Raw genomic sequence first — 19,761 nt, 5'->3', positions numbered from 1 at the left:
AGAGGACAGGGCTGGCCATCAAAACGGGGGAACGGCGTCTCAATGACGAGCGACATCGCGGCCATTCTTGCGATCGACGGGATTGCCACCGGCGCAGTCTATGCGCTGGTGGCGATCGGGACCGTCCTCATCTTCACGGTGACGCGGGTCATCTTCATTCCCTTTGGCGACATCGCGGCGTTCACCGCGCTGACGCTTGCCGCGCTCGATGCAAAGCGCTTTCCGGGCACCGGCACGCTGATCATGGTGCTGGCCTGCCTGGCAACGCTGATCGAGCTCATTTCGCTCGTGCGCACCGGCGAGTTTCGGCTCGCGCCCCGTGCCCTTCTCTTCTATCTCGTACTTCCGTTCGCCATCGTCGGTGCCGCCTGGCTTGTGATGCGCCTGGATCCGCCGCTTGCCGTCAGGCTCGTGCTGGCGCTGCTGCTGATCATGCCGATCTCGCCCCTGCTTGACCGGATCGTCTTCCGCCCGATCGCCGACGGCTCGGTGCTCCTGCTGCTGACGGTCTCCGTGGCGCTGCACTTTGCACTGGTGGGCCTCGGCCTCCTGTTCTTCGGCCCCGAAGGGGTCCGGACCGAGCCGCTGACGTCGTTCTCGACGGAGTTCGCCGGCGTCCTGATCTCCGGCCAGACCATGCTGATCGTGATTGCGGCGCTCGTCTTCAGCGGGCTTCTCTACCTCTTCTTCGACTTCTCGCTGGTCGGCAAATCCCTGCGCGCCACGGCGGTGAACCGGACCGGCTCGCGGCTGATGGGCATCCGCCCGGCTCGCGCCGGCACGATCGCCTATCTCCTGGGATCGCTGATGGCGGGCGTCTCGGGGATCCTGATCGCGCCTGTCAACACCGTGTTCTACGATTCCGGCTTCCTGATCGGCCTCAAGGCGTTCGTCGGCGCCATCGTCGGCGGCATGACCAGCTATCCCGGCGCGGCGATCGGCGCCGTCGGCGTCGGCATTCTCGAAAGCTTCGCATCCTTCGAGAGCAGTGCGCTGAAGGACGTCATCGTGTTCTCGCTGCTGATCCCGATCCTGATCTGGCGATCCCTCGCCTCGCTGCATTCCGAGGAGGAAATCGAGGAATGACGCGCTTTCACGTTCAGCTTGCGGCGGTCGCAGCCGTGGTCTGCCTCGCAGCAGCCCCCTTCGTCCTGAGCCCGTTCAGCATCACGCTGATGAACTACATCGGCATCTATTCGCTGGTCGCCATCGGCCTTGCACTGCTTACCGGCGTCGGCGGCATCGTTTCGTTCGGACAGGCGGCCTTCGTCGGCATCGCGGCCTATGCCACCGCCTGGGTCTCGGCGCTGAACGGATATTCGCCGTGGCTCGGCCTCCTGTTCGGCGTCGCCCTGACCTGCGGCGTCGCGACCATCATCGGCGTCGTCACCCTGCGGCTTCAGGGTCATTTCCTCTCGCTCAGCACTGTTGCCTGGGGGCTGGCCATCGGCTTCCTGTTCGGCAATGTCGACGGGCTCGGGCGTTTCAACGGCATTTCGTCGATCCCACCGATCCGCTTCGGATCGTTCGCACTGGTCTCCAGCGTGCAGATCTATTTCCTGATCTGGAGTATCGTCGCGGCCGTTCTGCTCCTCGGCTACAACCTCCTCGACTCGCGGCTTGGCCGCGCCATGCGCGCGCTGCGCGGCGGCAATACGCTGGTCGAGAGCCTCGGCATCAACGCCTTCCAGATCAAGCTCGCGACCTTCGTGATCGCGGCCTTCCTGGCCTCGCTCTCTGGCTGGCTCTACGCCCATATGAGCCGGTTCATCAGCCCGGGTCCGTTCGATGCCGGCATGGGCATCGAATATCTGATGATGTCGATGGTCGGCGGCGCCGGCAGCCTGCTCGGCGGCGTCGTGGGAGCTGCCATCGTGACGCTGCTGAAGAACAGTGTGCAGGACTATCTGCCGCTCATTGCCAAGGGCGCATCCGGCCAGCTCGAGATCGTCGCCTTCTCCGCGCTGTTCATCCTGTTTCTGCAATGGGCGCGGCAAGGCATCGTGCCGTTCGTCGCGCAGTACCTGCCGAAAATGCGGCGCGAGCGACCGCAGCCGGCCCCGCCCCTGCCCCGCCGTTCGCAGCCGAAGCCGGGCGAGCTCCTTCTGAAGGTGGATGGCGCCGAGCGCCGGTTCGGCGGCCTCGTCGCCGTCAACAATGTCAGCTTCGAGGTACGATCCGGCGAAATCCTCGCGGTGATCGGCCCGAATGGCGCCGGCAAGAGCACGATGTTCAACTGCCTGACCGGCGCACTCCGCGTCAACAAGGGCGAAATCGTTTTTGCTGGACGGCCGATCACGAATGACGTGCAGTCCCGCATCGCCAAGTCGGGGATCGCGCGAACCTTCCAGCATGTGAAGCTGCGGCCGCGCATGAGCCTCCTCGAAAACGTGATGCTCGGCACCTATGCTCGAACCGGCTCCGGCCTGCTGGCCGGTGCCTTCCGTCTCAACCAGCGCGAGGAAGCAAGCGTCCGGCACGAGGCGCTGATGCAGCTCGAGCGCGTCGGGCTCGGCGACAAGCCATTCGAGCTCGCGGGCAATCTACCTCTCGGCAATCAACGCATCCTCGAGATCGCGCGCGCGCTCGCTGCGGACCCTGCACTCCTGGTGCTCGACGAGCCGGCGGCAGGTCTGCGCCGCCAAGAGAAGCTGAGGCTCGCCGAGCTCCTGCGGTCATTGCGGGCGGATCACCTGACTATCCTGATCGTCGAGCACGACATGGAGTTTGTGATGTCGCTGGTCGACCGTATCGTGGTGCTGGATTTCGGGTCCAAGCTCTGTGAAGGCGTGCCGAGCGAGATCCGCAGTGACGAGCGGGTTCAAGAAGCCTATCTCGGAGGCGTCGCGTGAGCGAGATGTTTTCCATGACGGATGTGACGGTCCGCTACGGCAATGTCGAAGCGGTCCGCAATGTCTCGCTGTCTGTCGAGGAAGGACAGATCGTCACCGTGATCGGCCCCAACGGCGCCGGCAAGACCACGCTGCTGATGGCTGCCATCGGGCTGCTTGCATCGCGCGGCCGCATGGTCTTCCAGGGCAACGATATCGGCAAAATGGCCGTCGAGGACCGCGTCGAGCGCCGGCTGTGCCTGGTCCCGGAAAAGCGTGAGTTGTTCTCCGACATGTCGGTCGCCGACAATCTTCTCCTTGGCTCATACAGCTTGCGCGACCGTTCGGGCGTCCAGAAGACACTGGATGAAGTCTATGATCGTTTCCCGCGCCTGAAGGAGCGGCAGCGCCAGGCCGCCGGTACGCTCTCTGGCGGCGAGCGCCAGATGCTCGCGCTGGGGCGCGCGCTGATGGCCAAGCCGAAGCTTCTCATGCTGGACGAGCCTAGCCTCGGCCTCGCACCGCTGATCGTGCGCGAGATTTTTCGCACCATCGCATCCCTGCGCGACCTCGGCGTGTCCATTCTGCTGGTCGAGCAGAACGCCCGCGCGGCGCTGGAGACGGCCGACTACGGTTACGTGCTCGAGACTGGCGAGGTCGTGCAGTCCGGGCTCGCCAAGGACCTCATCCACGATCCCCGGCTGATCACGGCCTATCTCGGCGGGCACTAGAGCCGGCCGGGATCAGGCCCGCGAGCCGCCCGAATAAGAACATCGAAAACAACCCCATGCACAGTAGCCGGTGACAGCGATATCAACGGCTTAACGACGCTAAATTGCTGATTTTACGAAATCGCTTGATCCGTCGGGCAAAACAGGGGCATGATGCCATCATCGCTCGTCGCGCTAAATCGTTCGGTTGCATGCGTTGGTTGCTTGCGACAAGGACGAAGCCGAGGATACATTGGGCGCATTGTCGCGGAGCATGGATCCAAGTGCCCGCACGGGCAACTCGACGCACCGACTTTCTGATCGTGCTTGCCGATGCGGCCGACCTGGCCACCGCCCAGTGACGAGAGTTTGCGCTCCTGCGTGCAGGCGGATGCGGGTTGCCGACACCACCGGTCTCGAAATGGACGAGCGGAGCAACGGCTGGCGGGTGCAACGCTCATGAGAGTATCTGCCGTCGCACAGTTCAGCCGGAGACCGATAGCGTAGTCAGTCCATAGGGTGCTTGAGATGAGTGTCCCGTCTCCGGTCAACGAGAGTCTCCTGAGCCAGCGCCTCGGTGCGCTCGGATCGGCAAGAAGCTGGGCGCCGAACGTCCTCCCGGATCTCGAACGCTTCATCCGTACTGCCGACGACTATGACCTCTTTCGCGTCAACCCCATCCAGTACGGCCGTCTCGTCGGCCTGTCCGAGGCGGACGCGATAGAGCTGTTCGTGCACACCGCCAAGGTAGGCCTGTTCGAGATGGACTGGCTGCTCGTCTGCGCCTACTGCCCGCAGGTCGCCGGCAGCTTTCGCGAGCTCGACCAGGTCCATCCGCGCTTTGAGTGCGCGTTCTGCAACGCGATCAACGACGCGGCGCTGGACGACTCCATTCAGGTCACTTTTACGGTCTCGAGCGGCGTGCGCGACATCATATTTCGCCATCCCGAAATGCTATCCGTCGAGGATTTTTACCTGCGCTACAACTTTTCCAAAGGTTTCATCGCTCCGCACGGGATGACGCACCAGCAGCTCGTGGCTGCGCTCTCCCGTGGCTTCGCCGATATCATGGCCCACGACCACCGCAGCTTCGACTTCGAGGTCACAGCTGGCCGTTTCGAGGTGCTGGACCTCAGCCACAAGCTCCTTCTGGTCTTGTTCGCGGACGGAGAGCCGGCAGAACGGCAAGAGACGCTGATCCAGCTCGAGTCGGGCCGCTTCCTCGTGCCGGACCGGGCCACGGCACCGAGAGAGATGGTTCTCGGCGAAGGACGCTTTTCGTTCCGGCAGGCGGCCGATCTCAGTCCAGGCAAGCACACCATCCGGATCGAGAACCGCACCGACGATCGAGGTCGCTTCTGGTTCGTCCAATATCCCTTCGGTTTCCAGCCCCATCTGGTCGAATATGAACCGTTTCTTTCCGGCAAGCGTTTGCTGCTCACCTCGAGCTTCCGCGAACTCTACAAGGCGCAGCTGGTAGATGAGGGCGAGAGCATCAAAGTTTCGGACATGACTTTCCTGTTCACCGATCTGAAGCAATCGACTCCGCTGTATGAAAGCGTTGGCGATGTGAACGCGTATTTTTTGGTTCGCCAACACTTCGAGATTCTGAACAGGATCATCCGCGAACGATCCGGCACCATTATCAAGACGATCGGCGACGCGGTCATGGCCGGCTTCGAGCGTCCCCAGGACGCCGTTTGCGCCTCCATCGAGATGATCGAAGAACTATCACGATTCAACCGGACCGTTTCGCGGCCGCTGGGCCTCAAAGTCGGTGTCCATAAGGGTCGTGCGATTGCGGTGACGCTCAACGACCGGATCGACTATTTCGGACAGGACGTGAATATCGCCGCACGCGTGCAGGGGCTCGCCGATGTCAACGAAGTTTGCATCAGTGCAACGGTGATGGAGGCACCGGGCGTCGGTGACATCGTCAATTCACGCTCGGTGTCGCGCAACTACGAGAACCTGAAGGGCATCGGTCAAAAGATGGAAGTCCATCGCATGACGATCACCCCGACGCAGATATGAACGGTACCGGCGCGCGGCGAAGGCTCTGAGCCGACGCCCTAGGCGCCGTTGGGCCGCACCACCCGCGTCAGCATCGGAAAATGCTTGTTGCCGCCAGCGAACGGTGGGAACTGGACGAAACCCGGCTCAACCCGCGCCTAGTTAAGTGTCACCGTAGTCCGATTGAGATCACTAGGGAATTTCTCTTTGTCGGAATGGCGATTGCTCCCTAAGCCTAACCGTTGCTAAGCCTAAGCGTTGCAACACCATCGTCCGGAAATTGCTGAAGGATTTCCCGTAGCGGCGTGCGGCGCCTTCGAGGTCACCGGCTTCGAAACAGTCCGAAGCGAGCCGCGTCATCTCGCTTAACCCTCGGTCCGCAGGCCAAGTGGCCTAAAGCCCACAATCAGAAGTTTTGCCATAATCTCATCGCTTGTCCCGCGCTATGACAGGTGGCAGAATTGAGCAAGCGGTCGGTCCACATGATAGGTAGTCCGATGAAACGCGTTCAGCGGTTTTTGCGCACGACGTATGTCCGTCGTCGAGCCTTTTGGCCGCGGGCCGCGAGCGTGCTTGCCGCCATCGCCGTCCTCGGGTCGATCGATCCTGCGAGCGCCGACGAGGACGGGATCAGCTTCTGGCTTCCAGGAACGTTTGGAAGCCTGGCCGCGGTACCGACCGCGCCCGGATTATCCGCTATATCGAACTACTATCACACGTCGGTAACTGCAGGCGCCAACGTCTCGGCGGCGCGAGAGATAACGATTGGCCAATTCACCCCGAGCGTCACGGCGAACCTTGCGGCCAACCTGAAGGCGACCGGGGATCTGTTCTTGCTCACTCCAACCTACACGTTTGCATCGCCGGTTCTGGGAGGACAGGCGGCCTTGAGCATGACCGGCGTTTTCGGGCGCACAAGCACCTCGGTGAACGGGACGCTGACGGGGATGGTCGGCCCGTTCCCCTTCATGCGCCCCATCAGCAGAAGCGACGAGCTGACGAGCGTTGGCGATCTTTACCCGATGGCGACGCTGAAATGGAATCAGGGCGTCAACAATTTCATGGTCTATGCGCGAGGAGACATTCCGGCCGGCGCCTATGATGCGAACCGCTTGTCCAATGTCGGCATCGGCCATGGTGCCATCGACGCCGGCGCGGGCTATACATACTTCGATCCGACGAAAGGCCATGAGCTCTCGGCGGTCGCCGGTTTCACCTACAACTTCAAAAATCCCACCACCGACTACCAGAGCGGCGCCGACTTTCATCTCGACTGGGGCGCGTCTCAGTTCCTGTCCAAACAGGTTCACGTAGGGCTCGTCGGATATCTATTCGACCAGATCGGATGCGATAGCGGCGGAGGCGACAGGCTCGGCTGCTTCCGGTCGCGCGTAGCCGCCGCAGGACCTCAAATTGGATACATCTTTCCGGTTGGCGAGATGCAGGGATACCTGAACCTGAAGGGATACTATGAATTCGCCGCCGACAACCGGCCGCAAGGCTGGAACGTTTGGCTGACCTTCGTGATCTCGCCGCCCACGCCCGGCGCACCGCCGCCGCGAGCTCCGCTGGTGTACAAGTAGAGTTTGTGGCTGGAGCGCGTTTATTGAGCGTTGCTATTTTCGTTGATTGAGCCCTTTCCGATCCCTGGTTGGAGGCGATCCCAGGACCACGCATTGAAGAGCGCGGAGACCCGCGCGTCGATTGAGCTGTTGCGGAGACTGCACTTTGACCATGGCGATTCATCCTGACCCCGGGACGAGCGGCGCATCCGATTTGGCCGTTCGCGAAGTGCCGTTACAACCTAATATGGTCTGGATCCCCGGTGGTACCTTTCGCATGGGATCAGACAAACATTATCCGGAGGAGGCGCCCGTCCATCGGGTCACCATCAGCGGGTTCTGGATCGACCGCACGCCAGTGACCAATCGGGAATTCCGCAAATTCGTCAACGCGACTGGCCACGTTACCTTTGCCGAGATCCCGCCTGATCCGAAGGATTACCCCGGTGCACTGCCGCGCATGCTCAAGGCTGGCTCGCTCGTCTTCACGCCACCCAAGCACGCGGCCGATTTGCGCGACTGGTCGCAGTGGTGGAATTTCAAGTTTGGCGCCAATTGGCGCAGGCCCTATGGCCCGCGCTCCTCGATCAGTGGGCTCGACGATCATCCAGTCGTGCACATCGCGTATCGTGATGCGGAGGCTTACGCGAAGTCGGTGGGGAAGGAATTGCCGAGTGAAGCCGAGTGGGAATTCGCTGCGCGCGGAGGCTTCGATGGAGCCGAGTTCGCCTGGGGCGACCAACTCGCGCCCGGCGACAGGCACATGGCGAATACATGGCAGGGTGACTTTCCGCATGAGAACCGCAAGGAAGACGGCTATGAGCGCACGTCGCCGGTGATGGCATTCCCGCCGAACGGCTACGGCCTCTACGACATGATCGGCAACGTATGGGAATGGACCACCGACTGGTGGTCGACCAAACACGAAACCGAGGCCGCAAAGCCGTGCTGCATCCCGGAAAATCCGCGCGGCGGGCCTGAGGCCGCGAGCTACGACCCCTGCCAGCCGGAAATCAAGATTCCCCGGAAGGTGCTTAAGGGCGGCTCACACCTGTGCGCACCGAACTACTGCCGCCGCTACCGCCCGGCCGCGCGTCATGCGGAACCGGTCGACACGTCCACGAGCCATGTTGGATTTCGTTGTGTCATTCGCGAAAGGAGCAAGTCATGAACAATGACGATAGTCGAGGCGAAACCGAACGAGATGATCGCATCCCAACCCGGCGCAGCATTCTGCTCGGCGGTAGCGCGCTCGCGGCAGCATCAGCGATCGGATCGGACAATCTGATTCGCACTGCACAGGCGCAACAGCAGCCGACCCCTCCGGCAGGCGGTAGACCCAACATTCTTGTGATTTGGGGCGACGACATCGGGCAGACGGATATCAGCGCCTACTCTCACGGGTTGATGGGCTTTCACACTCCGAACATCGACCGCATCGCCCGCGAGGGGATGATGTTCACTGACTACTACGGCGAACAGAGCTGCACCGCCGGCCGCGCGGCGTTCATCACCGGGCAGAGCGTGTTCCGCACCGGCAACTCCAAGGTAGGCCTGCCGGGCGCCCCGCAGGGCTTACAGAAGGAAGATCCGACGCTTGCCGAACTGCTCAAGCCGCTCGGCTACGCCACCGGCCAATTCGGCAAGAACCATCTCGGTGACCGCAACGAGTTCCTGCCCACGGTGCACGGCTTCGACGAGTTCTACGGCAACCTGTACCACCTCAACGCCGAGGAAGAGCCCGAGCTGCCGGACTATCCCAACCCGAAGGATTTTCCGAACTTCCGCGGGCGTTTCGGGCCGCGCGGCGTCATGCACACATTTGCGAGCGATGTGGATGACCCGACCGTCGATCCGCGCTTCGGCCGTGTTGGCAAGCAGAAGATCGAGGACACCGGGCCATTGACCAAGGCGAGGATGGTGACGATCGACGACGACATCGCCGCGCGCGCCGCGGACTTCATCGATGCGCAGGCCAAAGCAAACAAGCCTTTCTTTTGCTGGGTGAACTTCACCCACATGCATTTCCGCACACATCCGAAGGCGGCGAGTATTGGACAGGCCGGCCGCTGGCAGAGTCCCTATCACGATGTGATGATTGATCACGACAAGAACGTCGGCACCGTGCTGCAGAAGATCGACCAGCTTGGTCTGGCGGATAACACCATCGTGCTCTACAGCACCGACAACGGACCGCACATGAACAGCTGGCCGGACGCGGCAATGACGCCGTTCCGCAACGAGAAGAACTCCAACTGGGAAGGGGCCTATCGCGTGCCAGCGATGGTTCGATGGCCCGGCAAGATCAAGCCTGGCGGCGTCTCGAACGACATCATGTCGCATCTCGATTGGCTTCCGACTTTGCTCGCCGCGGCGGGGATGCCGGACGTCAAGGAGAAGCTGCTTGGCGGCTACAAGGCCGGCGAAATGACTTACAAGGTGCATCTGGATGGCTACAACTTTTTGCCATACCTCACCGGACAAGACGCGAAGGCGCCACGCATCGAATATTTCTATTTTACCGATGAAGGCGACCTCGCCGGCTTGCGCTACGACAATTTCAAGATGGCATTCGCGATCCAGACGGCGCCGGGAACGCTGGAAGTGTGGCAGCGGGAGTTCGAGCACCCGCGCGTGCCGTATATTTTCAACCTGCGCACCGATCCGTATGAGCGGGCGCCGATCACGTCGAACACCTATTACGATTGGTTGCTCGATCATGCCTTCCTGCTCGTCCCGGGGCAGGCGGTGGTGGGCGAGTTTCTTGCTACATTCAAGGACTACCCGCCGCGCCAAAAAGCGGCGAGCTTCACCATCTCGCAGGTGTTGGAGAAGATGAGCCGGACCAGCGGTGAATGAGATCAATTTGCCGCGCCGCTTTGCGTTCCTAGCCATCCGGTTGGAGCGACGCACACCGCCGACAATCACGCAAATTAGGAGGTAATGACGAAATCACACTGATCCCTAGTCCTGAAGCGAGAGGACGAATTGAGATGCTCACGTTCAGGATCGCCATAACGACGGCCGTGATAGCCTTCATTACAGCCGTGACTGCATCTCTGGTCGCTACCGAGCTCGGGACTTCTCATGCGGTCGCGAGAGCGGCGGCGTCTGCCGCCATGGACGCTGCCAGTGCGAACACCCTGGGCCGCCTCGAGGCTGAGGTCTCGGGGCTGAGTTCCGTCGTTGACGTGCTATCGTCGAGTCCCTCTCTCGCCGACTCCGATGACAGGAGCGAGGAAGATAGTGCGATTGTCCTCTTCAAAGCCGCTCTGCACAAGCTGCCGCAGGCGGACAGCTTCTATGTCGGTTACGAAAACGGTTGCTGGCTTCAAGTCCGGCGCCTCGATGTCCTGGACCCAGCGGAGCGCGAAAAGTTAGGGGCACCCGCCGAGGCTATCTACGATGTCAATCTGGTCCGGCCAACCTCCGACAGAGCCTTGCCGATGCGGCGGATCTTCGAAGACGAAGAAGGCAACAAGACCGGGCAGCTCGATCTGCCGGACTACGGTTATGACGCACGAAAGCGTGTCTGGTATCGCGATACGATGCAGGCGGGCCGGAATCTTGTTTCGTCACCATATGCTTCTTTCAGCATCGGCGCACCGATGATCACCTTGAGCGCACCCCTGCATGGGCATGTCCGCGGTGTCATTGCCGCCGACCTCAAGCTTGATAAGTTCAGCGAGTTCGTCCACGCGCAGCGCCCAGGAGAGAACGGAACAGCCGTCATCTTCGACTCGTTCGGCGTAATCATCGCGCACCCGGACTTCGCCCGGCTCGTGGAGGAGGCAAGGACCGATCCCTCGCATCCGCAGCTCCCCGAAGTTCGGGAAATCAGGACCGGGCTGGTCGGCGCGGTCATGCAGAGGTGGGATGGCCGCGAGCGTTTTGAAGGTAGCATGCGGGGCGAGGATGGACGAGATTATCTCTTTCGCGTGCAGAAATTTTCCCGGGGAGACGAATACAGCGGCTACTCCTTGTTGTTTGCGGCGGAAGACGATTTTGTGCAGAACGTGCGGAAGCTACAGATCAGGGGGATAGTTATTGCCCTGATCGTCGGCGGCTGCTTCGTACCCGCAGCCTGGGTTTTCGGCAGCCGGATGTCGGGCTCGCTCAAACAAATAACCGCTCAGGCAAGCAGACTCCAGACGTTGGAGGCGCCCCTTGATGCGCCGGTCACATCGAATATCGCGGAGATCAACGAACTCGGCAGGACGATGGCGGTCGCTCGGCGCAGCATCGCGTCATTCGCTCGCTTTGTTCCGAAGGATATCGTCAAAGGAATCGTTGATGGCTCGATTTCGACCGAGCTCGGCGGAATGAGGCGGGAGGTCACTATCCTCTTTACCGACGTCACGAATTTTACCGGCATTGCCGAAGCGGCCGACCCTGACAGCTTGATGCGTCAGACGTCGCGCCATTTCGCCGCGCTGACGGAGGCGTTTCTTGCTGAGGGCGGGACCGTGGACAAGTTCATCGGGGACTCCGTGATGGTATTTTGGAATGCCCCTCATTTGCAGCCCGATCATGTCGAGCGGGCTTGTCGGGCCGCCCTTTCGGCCAAGGCGGCGAGCGACACGCTCAATGCTCAATTTGGAGCCGAGGGGCTGCCCCCGTACGTCGTTCGCATTGGTATCCATTTCGGGGATGCCGTTGTGGGAAATGTAGGTTCGGCAGAGCGCATGAATTATACGGTACTGGGCAACAGCGTGAATCTTGCTGCTCGCCTCGAGGGGCTGAACAAGGCTTACGGAACGACGATGCTTGTCAGCGAGGCCGTGCGTAACCGGGTCGAGCATTGCTTTAGATTCAAGCCCATCGCCTCGGTAACCGCCAAGGGGATGACGACGGAAACGCGCGTCTATGAGTTGATCGAAGCACTTGCGTAAGAACGCCCTTTGGCTGCGGCTTGCCAACAGTCGGCGTGGGGACGAGCCTCCCGCTATTGGACCTGGCACGCGCCGGTACTAGGAGGATCGGGCTGCCAGCATGGCGCACCGGTCTCGCTCATCAGGCGCTTCAGCGTCTCTGCTTCACGGTCGAGCACCGGGCGCGGCTTCTGACCGCGCAGAACGATCAGCTGGAACGTTTCCAGGAACACCCTGTCAAACTCGGCATCGCGCTTGCCGAAGCCAATCGGCGGCAGCGCGGGCAATGCGTCCTTCGCCGATTGCGTTTCTGCAATCGCACCGGCGCCCATCTTCAGGCCAGGATCAAGATCCGGCGGCAACTTCGTATTCACGACCGGCAAAAAGCCGACGGTACGGGCCAAGGTGATCTGCGTCTTGGGCTGGGTCAGATAGTCGATCAGCGCCATCGCTTCAGCCGTGTCGGGCGCGCCTTTCACCACCGCCAGGCCGACCAGAAGCGGCATGTACCCGCGCCCTTTGGGTCCGGCAGGAGGTGGGAAGGCGACAAATTCGTTCGGCCTCTGGCGCAGCGCGTCGAGCACGCGGGCAATGTGGTCGAAGCCGATCCAGACCTCGCCAGAAAGCAAGGGCTGCTCCATGAAATTGTAGCTGGTCGAGTTCAGATTGACGCTCCTCCATAGCGACGCGAACTGCGTCCACATCGCTTCGGCCGCTTCCGAGCGGAACGGAACCACGACCCCGCCGGTATAGGATGGGTAAAGGAAACCCTCAAAGAAGCGATGCATCAGCCCCTGCGGGCCTGCTGGAAAGCCGAGCAGGCGTTTGCCCGTCTTCTGCTGGAGCGTACTGGCCCACGTCGCGAGTTGGTCGTAGCTGAGCGCATTGATGTCCGCCCCACGAGGCAAATATGGCAGCGCCTGTTTGTTGGCGACCATGATGTAGTCGGCTTGCATCCATGGAATATAGAACTGGTGCGCGGTGCCGAATTTGCCGATTTTCAGCAGCGGGTCCGGGATGCCGCGGCCGGTCAGCCTCGCGGTGAGGTCATCGAGCGGGACCAATGCGTCAAGCCGCACGAGCGGCTGCAGCTCGCCGTGCAGCGCCGCCACGACATCTATGGTATGCAGACCGGTTTGTTGCTCAGCCTCTATGCGCATCGCAAATCGCTGCGGCAAATCGGTGATGTAGTCGACCTCCCGCGAAAAATCTTTGAGGATGAAGTTGCGCATCTTCTGCGCCTCCTCGATCGGCCGCAGTTGGGTCGACAGGAAGATCAGGCGCTCAGCCGGGCCGGCATCAGCAATCGTGGCCAGCAATCCGGCGCAAAGCGAGAAGCCAAACCATGCCGATACTCGCCGCATATTGCCTCTCTCCCCCAGCCCATCATGAGGGATAATTCGCGTCTTCGCGCTCGCTCGTTATCGGTTCGGTCGCATACCGGCATCCAAAGGATCAGATTGAGGTACCGAAGGTCTTGTTGATGCCTTCGAGGTGGGCCGCGACATTCATCATCGGACTCCTGCGTGAGGGTCGCGGCTGACGAGACATGCCGCAGCGTGGCGTTCTGCTGCGCGTACTCGGTACGATGTCCGGCCATGATCGCATGGCTAGCCCCTATTGGAGACGATCATCATAAGTAAGAATGACTTTAAGTAGAGTCTGAAAACGCTCGCGAATTTGCATCAGCCTGCAGCCGTGCCTCGTCAAAATTGTCGGAATGGCGTTAGAATGGGAGTTTAAAATTCGTCGCTAAACCATTGAAATCGCTGTTGGAGCGGGCGAAGGGAATCGAACCCTCGTATTCAGCTTGGAAGTCAGAAAATCTTGAAACACTTTCAAAGGCCATTCTGACATTTTGCAGCTTTTTGATCCCTTGAGATCATTACAGAATTTCTCATTGTCAGAATGATCGGAGGCTGCCTTTGGCATTTGTGAGCGGTTCGTTTCGCTATTCTAGATAGGGCGCGAGCACGTTTTCGATCCATGTCATGAATGCGCGGACCCGGCGCGACAGATTGCTCCGATGTGCTACGACGAGGGACACGGCGAGCGCCCGGCGACGAAAATCGGGTATGATCTCCACAAGCGCTCCACTTTCTAGGTATCGGCCGATCCCCAAGAGTGGCGCCTGAATCAGGCCAAGGCCGGCGAGGGCAGCGGCTTCGTAGGTCTGCGCGCTGTTGACGTGTAGCGCACCTGGCAACTGAAGCGTCGCGTAGCTGTCGCCGTCCGGATATTCCCATCCATAAGGTCTTGCGCCCAGCATCGTCGAGAAATGAATTGTCCTATGTTCCTGACGCTGGAGATCTTCCAGCGATCGAGGGACGCCATATCGCGCCAGATAGGCGGGACTGGCGGCGTTGACCATGCGCAACAGGCCCAGTGGGCGGGCAATCAGCGTCTCGTCCCCTATGGGTCCAAGCCGCAATACACAGTCGAACCCCTCTTGAACCAGATCGACTTGCCGATCCGTACTCGACACCTCCAGCTCCAACTCGGGGTGAGTCGCCATGAACTCCGGCAAGGCCGGCACGATCGTTGTGCGCGCCACCTCGGTCGGAAGATCGACCCGTAAGCGCCCGCGAAGCGCCACGCGATCGCCTGCGAACATCGAGTGCAGCTCATCGACTTCACCAAGCAGGTCGCGAGCACGCGCATGAAATGCGCGTCCGTCCTCTGTCAATTGCACGCTGCGCGTCGTCCGGTGCAGGAGCCTGACACCGACATCTTCTTCCAGCTTCCGGACCGCGGTTGAGGCCCTCCCCTTCTGGATGCCCAGGCTATCGGCCGCGTCGGTGAAGCTCCCCATGTCCGCGACCGTAATGAATATGAGAATGGGTTCGAGATTCTGCATTTTCGTGCCTCGGTATTGTTCACCGTAAAGAGAACAGTCTGTTCAATTTGCCGGTATTTATCACAACCAAGAGACACAATAGGCTTCGAAATATTGGGGTTTCCCATCGGAGAACAACAAGTGTCCGAAACTATGAATCTACATCAGGTGCCTGAAACCATGACCTTGCATCGCGCCCTGTGGGCCGGCCGGATAATGAGCGCGTTTGTCGTTAGCGCTCTGGTGGCAGACGGCACTATTCAGCTTCTCGCGCCGGCGCAGATCGCGAGCATGTTGCAGGAAACCGGGTTCGCGATGGAGGCGACCCGCGTCGTAGGTCCGATCATCCTCGCCTGCGCCATCCTTTACGCCATCCCGGCCACCGCCGTCCTCGGCGCGATCCTGGTGACTGGCTTTCTGGGAGGCGCCATCTGCGCCCATGTCCGCATCGGCGAGTTGGGGTCGCCGCCGGAACTCATTTCCCTGCTTCTGGGCGCGATGACATGGGGCGGCCTCTATGCGCGCGATCCCCGAGTCCGGGCCATTCTGCCGCTCATCCGTTGAACCAACAGGGGCAGTGCTCTGCCCCTCAAGATCAGGAGAAAACGCATGTTTTTAGTAATGGGAATCACGGGAAAAGTGGGCGGCGCAGCTGCGCAACATCTGTTGGCGCGCGGCAGGGAAGTACGCGCGCTAGTGCGCAATCGCGAGAAGGCGTCAGGCTGGGCGAACCAGGGCGTGGAGCTGGTAGACGGCGATTGGAATGACTCGGCAGCCATCGAGCAGGCGCTCAAAGGCGTCGAAGGCGCGTTCGTCATGTTGCCGGCTGTCTGGGCGCCCTCGCCCGATTACAAAGAAGCAAAGGGCGTGATTGCAAACTATGTCGAGGCGCTCACCAAGGCGGCGCCGCCGCGAGTGGTTGCCCTTTCGTCGATGGGTGCGAACAGAACCAGCGGGCTCGGGATGATCACGGCCATGTCGCTTCTGGAGCAAGGTTTTCGTGACCTGACATCCCCAATCGCATTTGTGCGCGCAGGCGGATTCTTCGAAAACTTCCTCTACGGCTTGCAGGTCGCCCAGAGCGGAACGCTACCGGTCTACTACAATCCGACAAACCGGAAATCGACCATGGTCGCGACGAACGACATCGGCGCGGAGGTTGCAACCCTTTTGACCGGGCCAGCCTGGTCAGGACAGCGCGTCGTCGAGCTTGGTTCGATGGTCAGCGCGGATGAAGTCGCAGAGCAATTGGGTGAGGTCCTGAATCTCGACGTGAAAGCCTTTGCAGTCCCGCGTGCGGGATGGGCGGAAGCGTTCGAACAATTCGGCATCCCGAAGGGCCACACCGGACCTGCCGAAGAAATGTTTGAGGCCGTGAATGCAGGATGGATGGACCTTGGAGCCGAGGGTACGGAGCACGTAGCGGGTGCGACGTCCGCACGCGATGTATTCGCGGCTGCGCATTCCTCTTCCTGATCGGTTACGCAACCATGCGCGCATTGGCGTACGCCGTGATCGCGCTAGGATGGCGCCAGCGCTCCCTAGACTTTGATCTCCCGCCGGATGGTGGCTGCTTATGGCCCTTTTCGGATGTGGCGTGATCTGCAATTCGAGTCTGAAATGAGCGCCAAAGCGGACATCGGCAATCAGTCTGAGTTCACGAGCTCACGCCCCATCTCTTCGCGCCCTGGCCATCTAGCGCTTGGACCCGACCACTCTCGTCAGCATCGGAAAATGCTTGTTGCCGCCCGAGAATGGCGGGAACTGGACGAAGTCCGCGCGCATGCGCTTGATCACGTCGGAGCTGAGCGCGCGCGAGAGTGCTTCCGCGCTGTCGAACACCAGCTTGTTGCGTTGCATGTGCTCGACGCGCTGCGACGGCAACCGGTCGACCCAATCGATGCGGGTGTAGATCTCGATCTGGCGGACGTCCGGGAAGGTCCGCATGATCGATGGGTGGTGCTCCAGATAATGCAGGTTCCAGGCATTCATGTCCTCGGCCGGACCGGGATAGTGCACGAGGTAGCTGCACGGAGTGGTCGTGCCCGCCGGATGCGCGGCGACATCGACGGGAAACGCGCGTGTCAGCATCACCTGATGCGTAACGTCCAATCCGGTGAGGCCAGATAATCCGGCACCTATCGACAGGCTGGCAAGGATGCCGCCGCGGTCCATCGCCGCCTCGCACGCGAACAGGTCGGGAAACCGCAGTTGGAGCGCAAACACAGGGCCGAATCCATCGGTCTTGTAGGGATGATCGACCGACTGTTGCAACGGCGTGAACAGTAATCCTTCGGTCATCTCCGGGATCAATCCGAGCAGCTCCGCTACGGCGGCAACCTCGTCAGGATGAATCCGCCGTTCGCCTGCCGGATCGGAGAATGTCACGAAGAGCGAGATCATGCCGGCGTTGCCTCAGCGCCCTCGTCCATGTTCAGGTTCGCCACAAGTGCGGCGCGAATATCATCGGGCCATGGAATCGCATGATGATCCACCAGCGACGTGGCGGCAAGGATCTGGCGGGCCCGCCAACGCATGCCGTTCGCGCCCGACACGATATGCTCCAAATGGAGAGATGATCCGCCAACACGGCCGATGCGCAACCCGAACGTCAGGAGATCGCCGAACATCGACGGTCGGGAGAAGTCGCAGGTCAGGTGCACCGTGGGCGTCCCGATCTTCCGGACCGTGATCAATTCCGGCCATGGAAAGCCGATCGTCGCCCAGAAGTCTTCGACGACGCCATTGAGGATGTTCAGGTAAGACGGGAAGTACGCGATCCCTGAGGGATCGCAATCGCCGAACCTCAGCTCGCGATTGAATGAGAATGCCGTCATCAGATCGCGACAACGGGGTGCCGGATGACACCGACGCCGTCGACCCCGGCCTCCACCACGTCGCCCGGCCACAGCCATTCCTGGGGATTCATGCCGGCGCCCACGCCCTCCGGCGTTCCCGTTGCGATGATGTCGCCTGGTTCCAGCGTCATCCCGGATGAAATGTCGGCAATCAGAACCGGAATGTCAAAAATCATGTATTTCGTGTTGGAGTCCTGCTTCATGACCCCGTTCTTCGTCAGCCAGAGCCGCAGATCATGCGGGTCGGGAATTTCGTCCGCGGTCACGATGCACGGGCCGAACGGCGCATAAGTGTCCATGCCCTTGGAGAATATCCATTGGCCGGCGCGGCGATTGTCGCGCGCGGAAATGTCGATCATCACCGAATAGCCGAAGACGTGATCCATCGCTTTCGCGGGCGCGATACGCGTCGCGGTCTTGCCGATGATGACGGCGAGTTCGACCTCCCAGTCGAGCTGCTGCGTCATTTTCGCATTGTGCTGGATCGCCGCACCCGGGCCGATCACGGAGGTCGGCGGCTTGGAGAAGACCACGGGCTGTTTCGGCAGATCCTTGTCCGTATCCAGGCTCTTGGCGGTTTCCGCGACATGCGCGCGGTAGTTCAACCCGATGCCGAAGATATTCTTGCGGGGCCGCGGGATCGGCGCTTGCAGCTTCACATCCTCGACTGGAACGGCGGAGCCGGCCGGCAAGTGCCCATTGGTGCTGTCCAGGCACTCCTTCAGCGCCGGAAGCAATGTCACGCTGTCGTCGATGAAAGACAGCATGTCGCTCGGCCAGGCGAGCCCCCTGGAAGCTCCGAGCCGCGCGACATCGACGACCAGTCCGTCGACGAGAACCCCAAGGCGGGCACCGCTGGAGCCCAAGGTGTAGGTAACAAGGCGCATGAAAGCTTATCCAGCTGTTCTAATTGAATTCGGCAAGGACGCGTCAGGCCGCGACCGATTGATGGCCGGCATTGTCACCATAGGCCTCTTCCCGATAGAGCCCGAGACCTTCGATCACGGGCAGATCATTGAAGCAGAATAGGCAGGCGTCCTCGCTCTCCGAGAGATTGCCATGCTCGTGCCAGGCCCAGGAGGGAACGCAAAAGATGTCCCTCTCCTCCCATTCGAACCGCTTGCCGGCGATCACCGAATAGCCGCGCCCCTTGGCGACCTGGTAGATGAAGCTGCCGGTGTGCCGGTGCGACTTCGTCTTTTCGCCGGGCCGCAGCAACTGCATGCTAGCGCCGATCGTCTGCATCACGTGCCCGCCGGTGATCGGGTTGACGTAGTTCATGAGAATGCCGTCATAGGGCGAGCCGTCAGTCGCGGCGGCATATTTCCGCAAGGAATCATAGGTCGGCTCCCACTCATATTTGAACATGGGGGAATAGCCCTTTGACCATCGCGAGTCTGCCGGCCGAAGACCGGGGTTGCCCCAGGTCCTGGTCATGTCGTCCACCGGATAGCCGGACTCCTCCTGCTGGATCTTCGGATGCACGACAAAGAAATTGGCTTCCAGCGCGTTAACGAGGGGGATATCGAGACCATCCTGCCAGATACAAACCGAGCCGTTGCCCTCGACGCCGTGCTCGTGCCAGGTGCCGTTCGGCGTGAGCACGAAATCCCGCGCACCCAGCGTCATCTTGTGACCGTCGACGATGGTGTAGGCGCCCGCCCCTTCCATGATGAAGCGCAAGGCCGAAGCAGAGTGCGCGTGCGCCGATGCGACTTCGCCGGGATGCATCACCTGCAATCCCGAATAGAGCCAGCCGACGGCGGCCGATACGTCGCGACGCCCCGGATTGTTAAGGTAGATCACTCGCCGTCCCGCCTTCTCCGGCGAGACCAGCTCCACCGAGCGCAGCACGTGCTCGCGCAAATCCTTGTAGCGCCAGAGCACGGGAACGGAGGCGGATTGCGGCGCCCATGGCTCGATCTTGTTGGCGACCGTCCACAGTGCACCCGCTTCGTATTTTTCGAGATCCTTGTAATAGGCCTTGAGCTCGGGCGTATCCTCGACATTGGCCCGGCCGATCACGTTTTCGCCCATCCTGTCCTCCAAGTCCTGTCTCTCGACGTCCTGTCTCATGGCG

Annotated in this window: 16 protein-coding genes; 10 read left to right on the top strand and 6 right to left on the bottom strand. The window is 61.0% G+C overall.

The window, feature by feature from the left end:
* The first annotated feature begins 42 nt into the window (after window positions 1–42).
* The 8 genes from ACP2YP_RS15610 (at window position 43) to ACP2YP_RS15575 (ending at window position 12,008) form a co-directional block, all read left to right on the top strand.
* Window positions 43–1,086 carry a branched-chain amino acid ABC transporter permease gene (locus ACP2YP_RS15610; RefSeq protein ID WP_426425156.1) on the top strand — a complete coding sequence of 348 codons (1,044 nt, stop codon included), beginning with the start codon at window positions 43–45 and terminating at the stop codon, window positions 1,084–1,086.
* On the top strand, window positions 1,083–2,852 hold the full coding sequence (locus ACP2YP_RS15605) for an ABC transporter permease subunit (RefSeq protein WP_426425154.1): 1,770 nt from the start codon (window positions 1,083–1,085) through the stop codon (window positions 2,850–2,852). Before ACP2YP_RS15610 ends, ACP2YP_RS15605 begins: the two co-directional genes overlap by 4 nt.
* Entirely contained in the window at window positions 2,849–3,562 is a 714-nt protein-coding gene (locus tag ACP2YP_RS15600) for an ABC transporter ATP-binding protein (protein ID WP_426425153.1), read from the top strand. Before ACP2YP_RS15605 ends, ACP2YP_RS15600 begins: the two co-directional genes overlap by 4 nt.
* Window positions 3,563–4,069: 507 nt before the next feature.
* On the top strand, window positions 4,070–5,575 hold the full coding sequence (locus tag ACP2YP_RS15595; RefSeq protein ID WP_426426163.1) for a DUF5939 domain-containing protein: 1,506 nt from the start codon (window positions 4,070–4,072) through the stop codon (window positions 5,573–5,575).
* A 476-nt stretch (window positions 5,576–6,051) separates the two neighbouring features.
* The gene (locus ACP2YP_RS15590) at window positions 6,052–7,137 is read left to right on the top strand and encodes a SphA family protein (protein WP_426425152.1); all 1,086 of its coding nucleotides are present in this window, start codon (window positions 6,052–6,054) and stop codon (window positions 7,135–7,137) included.
* A gap of 226 nt (window positions 7,138–7,363) precedes the next feature.
* Complete coding sequence (locus ACP2YP_RS15585; RefSeq protein WP_426425151.1) at window positions 7,364–8,287, top strand: formylglycine-generating enzyme family protein; 924 nt, start codon at window positions 7,364–7,366, stop codon at window positions 8,285–8,287.
* Window positions 8,284–9,975 (top strand): arylsulfatase, encoded by a 1,692-nt coding sequence (locus ACP2YP_RS15580; RefSeq protein WP_426426161.1) that lies wholly within the window; start codon window positions 8,284–8,286, stop codon window positions 9,973–9,975. Before ACP2YP_RS15585 ends, ACP2YP_RS15580 begins: the two co-directional genes overlap by 4 nt.
* A 260-nt stretch (window positions 9,976–10,235) precedes the next feature.
* Window positions 10,236–12,008: an adenylate/guanylate cyclase domain-containing protein gene (locus tag ACP2YP_RS15575; protein WP_426425150.1), complete on the top strand. Its 1,773-nt coding sequence runs from the start codon at window positions 10,236–10,238 to the stop codon at window positions 12,006–12,008.
* Window positions 12,009–12,061: 53 nt separating this feature from the next.
* On the opposite strand, the gene ACP2YP_RS15570 is transcribed toward ACP2YP_RS15575, so the two are convergent.
* Entirely contained in the window at window positions 12,062–13,351 is a 1,290-nt protein-coding gene (locus tag ACP2YP_RS15570; protein WP_426425149.1) for an ABC transporter substrate-binding protein, read from the bottom strand.
* 587 nt (window positions 13,352–13,938) lie between these two features.
* The gene (locus tag ACP2YP_RS15565) at window positions 13,939–14,844 is read right to left on the bottom strand and encodes a LysR family transcriptional regulator (protein ID WP_426425148.1); all 906 of its coding nucleotides are present in this window, start codon (window positions 14,842–14,844) and stop codon (window positions 13,939–13,941) included.
* Window positions 14,845–14,964: 120 nt separating this feature from the next.
* On the opposite strand from ACP2YP_RS15565, the gene ACP2YP_RS15560 reads away from it, so the two are divergent.
* The gene (locus ACP2YP_RS15560; protein WP_426425146.1) at window positions 14,965–15,387 is read left to right on the top strand and encodes a DoxX family protein; all 423 of its coding nucleotides are present in this window, start codon (window positions 14,965–14,967) and stop codon (window positions 15,385–15,387) included.
* 45 nt (window positions 15,388–15,432) lie between these two features.
* On the top strand, window positions 15,433–16,299 hold the full coding sequence (locus ACP2YP_RS15555) for an NmrA family NAD(P)-binding protein (protein ID WP_426425144.1): 867 nt from the start codon (window positions 15,433–15,435) through the stop codon (window positions 16,297–16,299).
* Between the two features lie 219 nt (window positions 16,300–16,518).
* On the opposite strand, the gene ACP2YP_RS15550 is transcribed toward ACP2YP_RS15555, so the two are convergent.
* The 4 genes from ACP2YP_RS15550 to ACP2YP_RS15535 are packed head-to-tail and all read right to left on the bottom strand — an operon-like array spanning window position 16,519 to window position 19,718.
* On the bottom strand, window positions 16,519–17,226 hold the full coding sequence (locus ACP2YP_RS15550) for a hypothetical protein (RefSeq protein ID WP_426425143.1): 708 nt from the start codon (window positions 17,224–17,226) through the stop codon (window positions 16,519–16,521).
* On the bottom strand, window positions 17,223–17,660 hold the full coding sequence (locus ACP2YP_RS15545; RefSeq protein ID WP_426425142.1) for an acyl-CoA thioesterase: 438 nt from the start codon (window positions 17,658–17,660) through the stop codon (window positions 17,223–17,225). Before ACP2YP_RS15545 ends, ACP2YP_RS15550 begins: the two co-directional genes overlap by 4 nt.
* On the bottom strand, window positions 17,660–18,568 hold the full coding sequence (locus tag ACP2YP_RS15540) for a fumarylacetoacetate hydrolase family protein (protein WP_426425141.1): 909 nt from the start codon (window positions 18,566–18,568) through the stop codon (window positions 17,660–17,662). The genes ACP2YP_RS15545 and ACP2YP_RS15540 overlap by 1 nt, the downstream gene beginning before the upstream one ends.
* Before the next feature lie 43 nt (window positions 18,569–18,611).
* Window positions 18,612–19,718: a cupin domain-containing protein gene (locus tag ACP2YP_RS15535; RefSeq protein WP_426425140.1), complete on the bottom strand. Its 1,107-nt coding sequence runs from the start codon at window positions 19,716–19,718 to the stop codon at window positions 18,612–18,614.
* Window positions 19,719–19,761: the final 43 nt, after the last annotated feature.

It is taken from the genome of Bradyrhizobium genosp. A (assembly GCF_049949275.1).
Taxonomy (GTDB): domain Bacteria; phylum Pseudomonadota; class Alphaproteobacteria; order Rhizobiales; family Xanthobacteraceae; genus Bradyrhizobium.
Note: the sequence above shows the minus strand (reverse complement) of the source record. Positions and strands in the feature narration are given on the sequence as shown.

Excerpts from the sequence above, each read along its gene's own strand:
- ACP2YP_RS15595 (WP_426426163.1), top strand. The coding sequence starts at position 4,070 with ATGAGTGTCCCGTCTCCGGTCAACGAGAGTCTCCTGAGCCAGCGCCTC.
- ACP2YP_RS15555 (WP_426425144.1), top strand. The coding sequence starts at position 15,433 with ATGTTTTTAGTAATGGGAATCACGGGAAAAGTGGGCGGCGCAGCTGCG.
- ACP2YP_RS15605 (WP_426425154.1), top strand. The coding sequence starts at position 1,083 with ATGACGCGCTTTCACGTTCAGCTTGCGGCGGTCGCAGCCGTGGTCTGC.
- ACP2YP_RS15535 (WP_426425140.1), bottom strand. The coding sequence starts at position 19,718 with ATGGGCGAAAACGTGATCGGCCGGGCCAATGTCGAGGATACGCCCGAG.
- ACP2YP_RS15590 (WP_426425152.1), top strand. The coding sequence starts at position 6,052 with ATGAAACGCGTTCAGCGGTTTTTGCGCACGACGTATGTCCGTCGTCGA.
- ACP2YP_RS15610 (WP_426425156.1), top strand. The coding sequence starts at position 43 with ATGACGAGCGACATCGCGGCCATTCTTGCGATCGACGGGATTGCCACC.
- ACP2YP_RS15580 (WP_426426161.1), top strand. The coding sequence starts at position 8,284 with ATGAACAATGACGATAGTCGAGGCGAAACCGAACGAGATGATCGCATC.
- ACP2YP_RS15575 (WP_426425150.1), top strand. The coding sequence starts at position 10,236 with ATGGACGCTGCCAGTGCGAACACCCTGGGCCGCCTCGAGGCTGAGGTC.
- ACP2YP_RS15565 (WP_426425148.1), bottom strand. The coding sequence starts at position 14,844 with ATGCAGAATCTCGAACCCATTCTCATATTCATTACGGTCGCGGACATG.
- ACP2YP_RS15550 (WP_426425143.1), bottom strand. The coding sequence starts at position 17,226 with ATGATCTCGCTCTTCGTGACATTCTCCGATCCGGCAGGCGAACGGCGG.
- ACP2YP_RS15545 (WP_426425142.1), bottom strand. The coding sequence starts at position 17,660 with ATGACGGCATTCTCATTCAATCGCGAGCTGAGGTTCGGCGATTGCGAT.
- ACP2YP_RS15570 (WP_426425149.1), bottom strand. The coding sequence starts at position 13,351 with ATGCGGCGAGTATCGGCATGGTTTGGCTTCTCGCTTTGCGCCGGATTG.
- ACP2YP_RS15585 (WP_426425151.1), top strand. The coding sequence starts at position 7,364 with ATGGTCTGGATCCCCGGTGGTACCTTTCGCATGGGATCAGACAAACAT.
- ACP2YP_RS15540 (WP_426425141.1), bottom strand. The coding sequence starts at position 18,568 with ATGCGCCTTGTTACCTACACCTTGGGCTCCAGCGGTGCCCGCCTTGGG.